Annotated in this window: 12 protein-coding genes and 1 pseudogene; 7 read left to right on the forward strand and 6 right to left on the reverse strand. The window is 62.1% G+C overall.

Annotated features, from left to right (window positions below; all coding sequences use genetic code 11):
* A pseudogene (locus tag EOA86_RS40130) lies at positions 1-178 on the forward strand (formimidoylglutamate deiminase); the annotation flags it as partial.
* The gene (gene hutC / locus EOA86_RS11735; RefSeq protein ID WP_128341784.1) at positions 175-921 is read left to right on the forward strand and encodes a histidine utilization repressor; all 747 of its coding nucleotides are present in this window, start codon (positions 175-177) and stop codon (positions 919-921) included. The pseudogene EOA86_RS40130 and the gene hutC, both read left to right, overlap by 4 nt.
* A gap of 169 nt (positions 922-1090) precedes the next feature.
* Here hutC and EOA86_RS11740 read toward each other — a convergent pair whose 3' ends face one another.
* The gene (locus tag EOA86_RS11740; RefSeq protein ID WP_095521795.1) at positions 1091-1435 is read right to left on the reverse strand and encodes a RidA family protein; all 345 of its coding nucleotides are present in this window, start codon (positions 1433-1435) and stop codon (positions 1091-1093) included.
* A 224-nt stretch (positions 1436-1659) separates the two neighbouring features.
* On the opposite strand from EOA86_RS11740, the gene aztA reads away from it, so the two are divergent.
* From aztA to EOA86_RS11760, 4 genes are all read left to right on the forward strand, one after another.
* Positions 1660-2466 carry a zinc ABC transporter ATP-binding protein AztA gene (gene aztA, locus EOA86_RS11745; protein ID WP_095521796.1) on the forward strand — a complete coding sequence of 269 codons (807 nt, stop codon included), beginning with the start codon at positions 1660-1662 and terminating at the stop codon, positions 2464-2466.
* Positions 2466-3341: a zinc ABC transporter permease AztB gene (gene aztB / locus EOA86_RS11750; RefSeq protein ID WP_127211262.1), complete on the forward strand. Its 876-nt coding sequence runs from the start codon at positions 2466-2468 to the stop codon at positions 3339-3341. Before aztA ends, aztB begins: the two co-directional genes overlap by 1 nt.
* A 22-nt stretch (positions 3342-3363) precedes the next feature.
* Positions 3364-4302, forward strand: a complete 939-nt coding sequence (gene aztC, locus EOA86_RS11755) for a zinc ABC transporter substrate-binding protein AztC (RefSeq protein ID WP_128341786.1) — start codon at positions 3364-3366, stop codon at positions 4300-4302.
* Positions 4303-4455: 153 nt separating this feature from the next.
* Positions 4456-4794 carry a TIGR01244 family sulfur transferase gene (locus tag EOA86_RS11760; RefSeq protein ID WP_127211259.1) on the forward strand — a complete coding sequence of 113 codons (339 nt, stop codon included), beginning with the start codon at positions 4456-4458 and terminating at the stop codon, positions 4792-4794.
* Here the strand turns inward: EOA86_RS11760 and EOA86_RS11765 are convergent.
* Positions 4791-5258 (reverse strand): Lrp/AsnC family transcriptional regulator, encoded by a 468-nt coding sequence (locus EOA86_RS11765; protein ID WP_029354039.1) that lies wholly within the window; start codon positions 5256-5258, stop codon positions 4791-4793. The two genes, EOA86_RS11760 and EOA86_RS11765, sit on opposite strands and share 4 nt — an antisense overlap.
* Before the next feature lie 141 nt (positions 5259-5399).
* On the opposite strand from EOA86_RS11765, the gene hppD reads away from it, so the two are divergent.
* The gene (gene hppD / locus EOA86_RS11770; RefSeq protein ID WP_128341787.1) at positions 5400-6512 is read left to right on the forward strand and encodes a 4-hydroxyphenylpyruvate dioxygenase; all 1113 of its coding nucleotides are present in this window, start codon (positions 5400-5402) and stop codon (positions 6510-6512) included.
* Between the two features lie 17 nt (positions 6513-6529).
* Here the strand turns inward: hppD and EOA86_RS11775 are convergent, their stop codons facing one another.
* From EOA86_RS11775 to EOA86_RS11790, 4 genes are read right to left on the reverse strand one after another with little or no spacing between them, the layout of a single operon-like run.
* Positions 6530-7066, reverse strand: coding sequence for a DinB family protein (locus tag EOA86_RS11775; protein WP_128341789.1), 537 nt, complete (start codon positions 7064-7066; stop codon positions 6530-6532).
* 4 nt (positions 7067-7070) lie between these two features.
* On the reverse strand, positions 7071-7316 hold the full coding sequence (locus tag EOA86_RS11780) for a hypothetical protein (protein WP_245316539.1): 246 nt from the start codon (positions 7314-7316) through the stop codon (positions 7071-7073).
* 52 nt (positions 7317-7368) lie between these two features.
* Positions 7369-8382 (reverse strand): fumarylacetoacetate hydrolase family protein, encoded by a 1014-nt coding sequence (locus EOA86_RS11785; protein WP_127211256.1) that lies wholly within the window; start codon positions 8380-8382, stop codon positions 7369-7371.
* 17 nt (positions 8383-8399) lie between these two features.
* The gene (locus EOA86_RS11790; RefSeq protein WP_127211255.1) at positions 8400-8741 is read right to left on the reverse strand and encodes a hypothetical protein; all 342 of its coding nucleotides are present in this window, start codon (positions 8739-8741) and stop codon (positions 8400-8402) included.
* Positions 8742-8798: the final 57 nt, after the last annotated feature.

Consider the following 8798-nt stretch of genomic DNA (forward strand, 5'->3'; position numbering starts at 1 on the left):
CCCTTCGCTTGCCGGCAAGACGGGCGATGCGGTGCTCGACGCCTGGATCTTCGCCAACGGCACCAAGGTCGATTGCGTCTGGGTGCATGGCAAGAAACTGGTCAGCAGCGGCACGCATGCAAGGCGCGATGCCATTGCCGAGCGTTTTCGCAAGGTGATGACGGCGCTTTCGGCATGAGCATGATCGGAACAATCGATGTGGACGTCGGCGAGTCTCTCTCGCTGCATCAGCGCATCCTGTCCGACATCAGCGAGCGGATTCTGTCCGGCGCCTGGGCGCCCGGCCACCGCATTCCGTTCGAGCACGAACTGACGGCCGAGTACAACTGTTCGCGCATGACGGTGAACAAGGCGCTGTCGCAGCTTGCCAAGGCCGGGCTGATCGAGCGCCGCCGCCGCTCCGGCAGCTTTGTCCGGCGGCCGCATTCGCAAGCCGCGGTACTGGAAATCCACGACATCAGGATCGAGGTCGAAGCGCTCGGCCTGCCCTATCGCTACGAGCGTGTGGCGCGACACAAAAGGCGCAGCAGCGCGGAGGATCGCGCCTTGCTGGAACTCGCTTCTGCCGGACCTGTGCTGGCGCTGGAATGCCGGCATTTCGCCGGCAAGCGGCCGTTCGCCCACGAACAGCGGCTGATCAACCTGGCCGCCGTGGCCGAGGCCGCCGACGAGGAATTTCATGCCATCGCGCCCGGGCCGTGGCTGATCGCCCGCGTGCCATGGAGCGCCGCCGAGCACCGCATCCGCGCCGTCGCCGCCGACAAGCACATTGCGGCGGCACTCGACATCGCGGTCGGCGCACCGTGCCTGGTGGTCGAGCGACGGACATGGAGCGCCGAGCACCCCGTCACCCATGTCCGTTTCACCTATGCGGCCGAGAGCCACACGCTGGTGGCAAGATTCACGCCTTCGCAGGGGTAACTCTTACCCTCCCCCTTGAGGGGAGAGTCGCGGAAGAAATGCCGCAGGGCGGCACTTTGCGACGCGGGTGGGGTCGGTGCAGCTTCGCCGAACCCCACCCCGTCTCGTTTCCGCTTCGCTTCGACTGTTCGCCGACCTCCCCTCAAGGGGGAGGGTAAAGAGCTCTGCCTCAGATCGCGGCCGTGACAATGATCTCGACCAGATATTCCGGTCCGGCAAGCTTGGCCTCGCCGGTGGCGCGCGCCGGGGTATGGCCCTGCGGCACCCACTTGTCCCACTCCGCGTTCATCTCGGCGAACGTGCTCATGTCGGCCAGCCAGATGATCGCCTGCAGGATCTTGGTCTTGTCGGTACCGGCCTTGGCCAGCAATTCGTCGATGGCCCCCAGTATGTCCCTTGTCTGGGCGCCGACGTTTCCGCCCGGCTCGCCGACCTGACCGGCCAGATAGACGGTATTGCCGTGGATGACGATCTGGCTCATTCGCGGGCCAACATCGATGCGACGAATGCTCATGGGACGTTTCCTTCCTTTGTGGGTCGCGCCTCTTTAGAGTCGCGGCCCACCGGGGGCAAGGTTGCATGAGCGAATCCTCTTGAGCCAGCAGGCGTGGGGCGAAAATAGGCACACGCCAAATTGCTCCGGTCGCCGCAATTCCGCCGGATTGACTTGTTGACTAATGTAATAACATCACATATCAACCGCCGCTGCCGTATTAGTCGTGTCCCACGGATCGTCACATGACCAAAACCTGCCTGACCTTCCGCGACCTGACACTGGGCTACAACAGCCATCCGGCAATCCATCATCTCGACGGCACGATCCGCCGGGGATCGTTGACCGCCGTCGTCGGCGCCAATGGCTCGGGCAAGTCGACCCTGATGAAGGGCATCGTCGGTGTGTTGAAGCCGATGGCCGGCACGGTTGTCCGCGCGCCCGGCGTGCGCGCCGCTTATCTGCCGCAACAGTCGGAGCTCGACCGCTCCTTTCCGGCCAGGGTCGTCGATCTGGTCTCCCTGGGCCTGTGGCCACGGCGCGGGCTGCTCGGCCGCCATACCAGGGAAGATCGCGATTCGGTGAGCCAGGCGCTGATGGCCGTCGGCCTCGGCGGCTTTGAAAAGCGCCCGATCGACACATTGTCGGGCGGCCAGCTGCAGCGCACGCTGTTTGCCCGCGTGCTGCTGCAGGACGCCGATCTCATCCTGCTCGACGAGCCGTTCAACGCCGTCGACACCAAAACCGTCGGCGATCTGATCACGCTGATCAAGCGCTGGCATGGTGAGGAGCGCACCATCATGGTGGTCGTTCACGACCTGGATCTGGTTCGCCATAATTTCCCCGAGACGCTGCTGCTGGCGCGCCAGCCAATCGCCTGGGGCGAGACCAAGGAAACGCTGCGGCCGGAAAACCTGTTGCGCGCGCGCCGCTTCCATGAAGCCTGGGAGGAGAACGCGCCCTGGTGCGAGCCCGACAACCATGAGCACGGCGATCACCCTCACGATCATGGGCACGACCATCATCACGGTTCCGGGCCGAGGGCGGCATGATGGACGCGCTCTACGGTCTTTTCATCGCTCCGTTTGCCGATTTCGCCTTCATGCAACGGGCGCTCCTCGGCTCACTGATGCTGTCGCTCGGCGCCTGCCCCGTCGGCGTCTTCCTGATGCTGCGCCGCATGAGCCTTTCCGGCGACGCCATGGCCCACGCCATCCTGCCAGGTGCCGCCGCCGGTTTCCTGTTCTATGGGCTGGAGATCCTGCCGATGACCATCGGCGGGTTGATTGCCGGCATCATCGTCGCGCTCGGCGCCGGCGCCGTCTCGCGCTTTACCATCCAGCGAGAGGATGCCTCGATGGCGGCCTTCTATCTGATTTCGCTGGCCATCGGTGTGCTGATGGTGTCGATCCGCGGCTCCAGTGTCGATCTCATGCATGTGCTGTTCGGCACCGTGCTGGCGCTCAACAATGAAGCGCTGACGCTGATCGGCGGCATCGTGCTGGTTACTCTGGTCAGCCTCGCCATCTTCTGGCGGGCGCTGGTCGCCGAATGTCTCGACCCGCTGTTCCTGCGTTCGGTCAGCCGGTTAGGCAGCCCGGTGCATTTCATCTTCCTCGGCCTCGTCGTGCTCAACCTGGTCGGCGGCTTTCAGGCGCTCGGCACGCTGCTTTCCGTGGGGCTGATGATGCTGCCTGCGGCCGCCGCCCGCTTCTGGACCATGCGCGTCGAGCCGATGTGCCTGCTGGCGGTGCTGATCGGCTTTGCCTCCTGCGTCGCGGGGCTGCTTCTGTCCTATCACGTGTCGCTGCCTTCCGGCCCGGCCATAATCCTGTCTGCGGGCGTCGTCTATTTTGCCTCGATTCTGTTCGGCACGCGCGGTATCCTGCGCGCCCGTATTATCCATCACCGCCACAGAACCGCCTGATCCCAACAGAGGAGAGCTGTCCATGCTGAAATCGATCTGCGCCGCCTTGGCAATGAGCGTTATAACGTTAACTGCCTTTGGTGCGTCATCGGCCCTCGCGGAGCCGTTGAAAGTGGTCGCCAGCTTCACGATCATTGCCGATTTCGCAAAAAATGTCGGCGGCGACCGCATCAATCTGACCACCATCGTCGGGCCGGATGGCGATGCCCATGTCTACGAGCCGAGCCCGGCTGACGCGGTGGCGATGGCGAGTGCGGACGTGGTGCTGGTAAACGGCCTGTATTTCGAAGGCTTTCTGCAGCGCCTGGTCGACGCCAGCGCCACCAAGGCGACGATCGCCGTTCTGACCAAGGGCGTCACGCCGATCAACTTCAAACCCGAATTCGCCGTTGCCGATGCCGCTGAAGGCGCCCACACGGATGGCGAAACGGCCACCGATCCGCATGCCTTCCAGTCGATTGCTAATGCCAAAATCTATGTGAAGAACATCGCCGACGCCTTCTGCACCGCCGACGCCGCGGGTTGCGACAGCTACAACGCCAATGCCGCAGCATACACCGCGAAGCTCGATGCGGTCGAAGGCCAAGTGAAGGCGGCAATCCAGTCGATCCCGGAAGAGAAACGCGTGGTCATCACCTCGCATGACGCCTTCGGCTATTTCGAGAAGGCCTATGGCCTCACCTTCCTGGCCCCCGAGGGGGTGTCGACCGAGTCGGAGCCGTCCGCTGCCGACGTCGCCAAGCTGGTCAGCCAAGTGAAGCAGGACAAGGCGGCGGCTGTCTTCATCGAGAACATCACCAACGCGCGGCTGATCGAGCAGATCGCCAGCGAGACCGGCATCAAGGTGGGCGGCACGCTCTATTCGGATGCGCTGTCGCAGCCCGACGGCCCGGCCTCGACCTATGTCGACCTGATGCACAACAACATCGCCCAAATCAAAGGCACGGTCCTCGGAAGCTGACTCGAGCGTGTCTATGCGATCGGGGCATTATCGCCCCGGTTGGATTTTCCGGCCTGCAATATCTATTTGGCAGAGAATTCCCCCGATGCGGATTGCCGCCCATGCCAGGGAGTGGCAAGACTGCCGCTAAATTCAGATTGCGAGGGCAGAGCCATGGAATACCGTCAGATCAGCGAGGACTATTCGGTCTCGGGCCAGATCCAGCCCGAAGAGATCGCTGCCATCAAGGCCGCCGGTTTCAAGAGCGTCATCTGCAACAGGCCTGATGACGAGCAGCCCGGCCAACCTTCGGCGGACAGCGTTAAGGCGGCGGTCGAAGCCGCCGGGCTTACCTTTCGCTACATCCCGGTCATCAGCGGCCAGATCACGGCCGAGAATGTCGAGGACCAGGCTGAGGCGCTCGATGAACTCGAAGGCCCGGTGTTCGCCTATTGCCGTTCCGGCGCCCGCTGCACCAACCTCTACGGGCTGATCCAGCAGTCGAAGAGCTAAATCGGCAACGCGCCGGTTTCCTTCAGCGTTTCGAGCACGATCGCCGTCTTCACGTGCTGCACGGATTCGTGCGGCAGAAGCACGCCGTTGACGAATTCCGACAGTGACTTCAGGTCCGGCGTCACCACCTTCAGGATGTAGTCCATCTCGCCGGTCAGCGCGTGTGCCTCCTGCACTTCCGGCAACCGCGCCACCAATTCGCCGAAGCGTTGCGCATTGTCGCGGTTGTGGGTGGCGAGCGTGACCGAGATGACGTTGACCAGCGAGAAGCCGAGCTTGTCGCGGTCGAGCACCGCGCGATAGCCCCTGATGTAGCCGTCCTCCTCCAGCCTCTGGCGGCGGCGCGAACATTGCGACGCCGACAGGTTCACCCGTTCCGACAAATCGTTGTTGGTCAGCCGTGCGTCCCCCTGCAATAGAGCCATTATCTTGCGGTCAAACTGGTCGATGCGCGCATCATCCATGGATTCGTCTCCATACGTGCACAGTTCGCGCATCACTCGATCATTTAAAGCGTTTGAATGCAAGCACCATGCGCCTGTTCCGCGCTATGATTATGGGAAAATGGCCCTTTTCGGCCACAGAGCTCTTTGGAGGACAACACCATGGGCCCCTTCCCGCACGACGCACCGCCCGCAAAGATCAGCAAGACAAATCCCGCCGGCACCGACGGCTTCGAATTCGTCGAGTTCGCGCATCCCGAACCGGAAAAGCTCGCCGAGCTTTTTACCCGCATGGGCTATATGCCGGTAGCCAAGCACCGCACGAAGGACATCACCGTCTGGCGGCAGGGCGACATCAACTATGTCGTCAATACCGAACCCGGCTCGCATGCGATGAAATTCGTCGACAAGCACGGCCCCTGCGCTTCCTCCATGGCTTGGCGGGTCGTCGATGCCAAGCATGCGTTCGACCATGCCGTCGCCAAGGGTGCGACGCCCTATGAAGGCAATGATAAAACGCTCGACGTGCCGGCGATATCAGGCATCGGCGGCTCGCTGCTTTATTTCATCGAGGTCTACGGCGACAAGGGCTCGGTCTACGATGCCGAGTTCGAATGGCTTGGCGCACGCGACCCGAAGCCGGAAGGCGTCGGCTTCTACTATCTCGACCACCTCACCCACAATGTCTATCGCGGCAACATGGACAAATGGTGGGATTTCTATCGCGACCTGTTCGGCTTCAAGCAGATCCATTTCTTCGACATCGACGGCAAGATCACCGGCCTGGTCAGCCGCGCCATCACTTCGCCCTGCGGCAAGATCCGTATCCCGCTCAACGAGTCCAAGGACGACACCAGTCAGATCGCCGAATATTTGAAAAAATATAATGGCGAAGGCATCCAGCACATCGCCGTCGGCACGGACGAGATCTACGGCGCCACCGACAGACTGACAGCTAACGGGCTGAAGTTCATGCCGGGCCCGCCGGAAACCTATTATGAGATGTCCCATGCCCGCGTACACGGCCATGACGAGCCGATCGAGCGGATGAAAAAGCACGGCATCCTGATTGACGGCGAAGGCGTGGTTGACGGCGGCACGACCAAGATCCTGCTGCAGATCTTTTCAAAAACCGTAATCGGCCCGATCTTCTTCGAATTCATCCAGAGGAAGGGCGACGAAGGCTTTGGCGAGGGCAATTTCCGCGCGCTGTTCGAATCGATCGAGCAGGACCAGATCAAGCGCGGCGTGCTGAAGGTGCAGGCAGCGGAGTAAGCGGCCGGTCGAGTGGCTTACAGTCCCAGCCGCTCGACCTCTTCTTTCCTGAGCTTCAGATCATAGTCCAGGAAGAACTCGTCGAGCTGCGGCGGCTTCACCGACGTGCCGGACAGCATGGCGTGCACCTGGCCGCGATGGTGGATGTCGTGGATGAAGAGGTGGGCGAGCAGATCGCCGATCCGCTCCGGTATTTTTCCGTCCTCGCGCCGGTCGGTGACGACACTGCGGTCGAGATCATCCGCCGACAAATGATCGCAAAAGGCGATCAGCCGCCGGTCGGCCGCAACTTGGGCGGCAAGCAGCGCTTGTGGTTCATCGAACGGCACGAAATCGTCATGGGCCGCGGCGCCTACGCCGCCCTCTTCGAGAAAGTCGAGATAGAGATGATCGACCGCCAGGATGTGATTGAGCGTTTCGTTGATTGACGGGAAGAAGCTGGTTCGCTCGGCTTCGAATTCACCGGGCTTAAGCTGCAACACGGCGCGATAGAGCCGGTCGTTCGACCAGAGGTTGTTGCGCGCCATGCGGCGGAAATGGTACAGCAAGTCCATGACTTCACTCCGCTGACTGGACCAAAGACACGCCCGCCCACAGAAGCGCAAATCCGGCGAGAACGATCAGCAGAAGCCGATTCATGCGCCGCCGGATGGCTTGCGTTTCCTCGTCCCGCGCGACGTTCATGTTGGTCACGGTGTGGAACATCATTGCGTTGCGCGGAAAGCCGCTGCGATTCGTCAGGTCGGGAGAGCGCGCCTCGATGCGATAGCTCAGCCGGATGGCCTGAATGAAGATCGCCAGCATGACAAGGGCCCAGACACCGGACAGAAGATAGAATGTCTCGCCTGTCATACTCTTACCCCTCGTATTTCTCGACTTTCTGCTCGATCGCACCAAAAACCGAATGTCCGGTCCTGTCCTTCATTTCGATGCGCACCGTGTCGCCGAAGCGCAGGAATGGCGTTTTCGGTTCGCCGGCCTCGATGGTCTCGATCATACGCAACTCGGCAATGCAGGAATAGCCGGCACCGCCCGCCGAGACAGGCTTGCCCGGGCCGCCGTCGAGCTTGTTGGAGACCGTGCCCGAGCCGATGATCGTGCCGGCGGCCAGTGGCCGGGTTTTCGCGGCATGTGCAATCAGCGCCGGAAAATCGAAGGTCATATTCACGCCTGCGTTCGCCCGGCCAAACGGCTTGCCATTGAGATCGACCAGCAGCGGCAGGCTGACCTTGCCGCCATCCCAGGCCTCGCCCAGTTCTTCCGGCGTTACCGCGACCGGCGAAAAAGCCGAGGACGGCTTTGATTGGAAGAAGCCGAAGCCCTTGGCCAGCTCTGGCGCAGTGAGGGAGCGCAGCGTGACGTCATTGACCAGCATGACCAGCCGGATCGCGGCCCGCGTCTCATCCAGGCTTGCTCCCATCGGGACATCATCGACAATGACGGCGACCTCCCCTTCCATATCGACGCCAAAGGCCTCGTCGGCCGCCCGGATCGGATCGCGTGGCGCGACGAACGCGTCCGAGCCGCCCTGGTAGATTAGCGGATCGGTCCAGAAGCTTGCCGGCATCTCGGCGCCGCGCGCCTTCCGCACCAGCTCGACATGGTTCACATAGGCCGAGCCGTCCGCCCATTGGTAGGCGCGCGGCAGCGGCGAATGGGCGTCGTGCTCATGAAAGCGCGCTGACGGCACCGCATTGTTCTCCAGCGATTCCGCTATTGTCGCCAGATGCGGCGCGATCCGGTTCCAGTCGTCGAGTGCCGCCTGCAGCGTCGGCACCAGAAACGAGGCATCGGTGAACCGCGTCAGGTCGCGCGAGACGACGACCAACTTTCCGTCACGCGTCCCGTCCTTCAATGTGGCAAGCTTCATGTGTCCTCCCAGGGCGTTTACTCGTAGTATTTGCCGGCATAGATAACTCTGGCTGCGGCTTTCCAGGGATTGTCACCCGCCAAAAATGCCGGGTCGCCCCGCCCATTGTCTTCGAACCAAGCGACCGCTGATTCAAGAAATGTGCTGAGCAAGCCATTTTTCCATCCGTTCCAGCCGGTATCAGGTCCTGCTGGCGTCGTTGCCTCCTTGCGGTCCGCGTCCTTACGGTCCTTGCTCAGCGCGTCGATGAATCGGACGAAAGATGGCAGATCCTGCACCTTCTCAAGAAGCATCGAGAGTTGCGCCGCGGATCTCTCCTCGGATTCGCGCACCTCTTCCCAAAGCTTGTCGTTGGCCATCCTCACTCCCTAAGCCCCACAACAAGGCCGTCGCGGGCGATCGTCAAGGCGCCGGCC

The sequence above is a fragment of the Mesorhizobium sp. M5C.F.Ca.IN.020.32.2.1 genome (genome assembly GCF_004023105.1).
Taxonomy (GTDB): Bacteria; Pseudomonadota; Alphaproteobacteria; order Rhizobiales; family Rhizobiaceae; genus Mesorhizobium; species Mesorhizobium wenxiniae.

Bases quoted from the DNA above. Each gene is read 5' to 3' on its own strand.
- hutC (WP_128341784.1), top strand. From the start codon at position 175: ATGAGCATGATCGGAACAATCGATGTGGACGTCGGCGAGTCTCTCTCG.
- EOA86_RS11740 (WP_095521795.1), bottom strand. From the start codon at position 1,435: ATGAGCATTCGTCGCATCGATGTTGGCCCGCGAATGAGCCAGATCGTC.
- aztA (WP_095521796.1), top strand. From the start codon at position 1,660: ATGACCAAAACCTGCCTGACCTTCCGCGACCTGACACTGGGCTACAAC.
- aztB (WP_127211262.1), top strand. From the start codon at position 2,466: ATGGACGCGCTCTACGGTCTTTTCATCGCTCCGTTTGCCGATTTCGCC.
- aztC (WP_128341786.1), top strand. From the start codon at position 3,364: ATGCTGAAATCGATCTGCGCCGCCTTGGCAATGAGCGTTATAACGTTA.
- EOA86_RS11760 (WP_127211259.1), top strand. From the start codon at position 4,456: ATGGAATACCGTCAGATCAGCGAGGACTATTCGGTCTCGGGCCAGATC.
- EOA86_RS11765 (WP_029354039.1), bottom strand. From the start codon at position 5,258: ATGGATGATGCGCGCATCGACCAGTTTGACCGCAAGATAATGGCTCTA.
- hppD (WP_128341787.1), top strand. From the start codon at position 5,400: ATGGGCCCCTTCCCGCACGACGCACCGCCCGCAAAGATCAGCAAGACA.
- EOA86_RS11775 (WP_128341789.1), bottom strand. From the start codon at position 7,066: ATGGACTTGCTGTACCATTTCCGCCGCATGGCGCGCAACAACCTCTGG.
- EOA86_RS11780 (WP_245316539.1), bottom strand. From the start codon at position 7,316: ATGCTGGCGATCTTCATTCAGGCCATCCGGCTGAGCTATCGCATCGAG.
- EOA86_RS11785 (WP_127211256.1), bottom strand. From the start codon at position 8,382: ATGAAGCTTGCCACATTGAAGGACGGGACGCGTGACGGAAAGTTGGTC.
- EOA86_RS11790 (WP_127211255.1), bottom strand. From the start codon at position 8,741: ATGGCCAACGACAAGCTTTGGGAAGAGGTGCGCGAATCCGAGGAGAGA.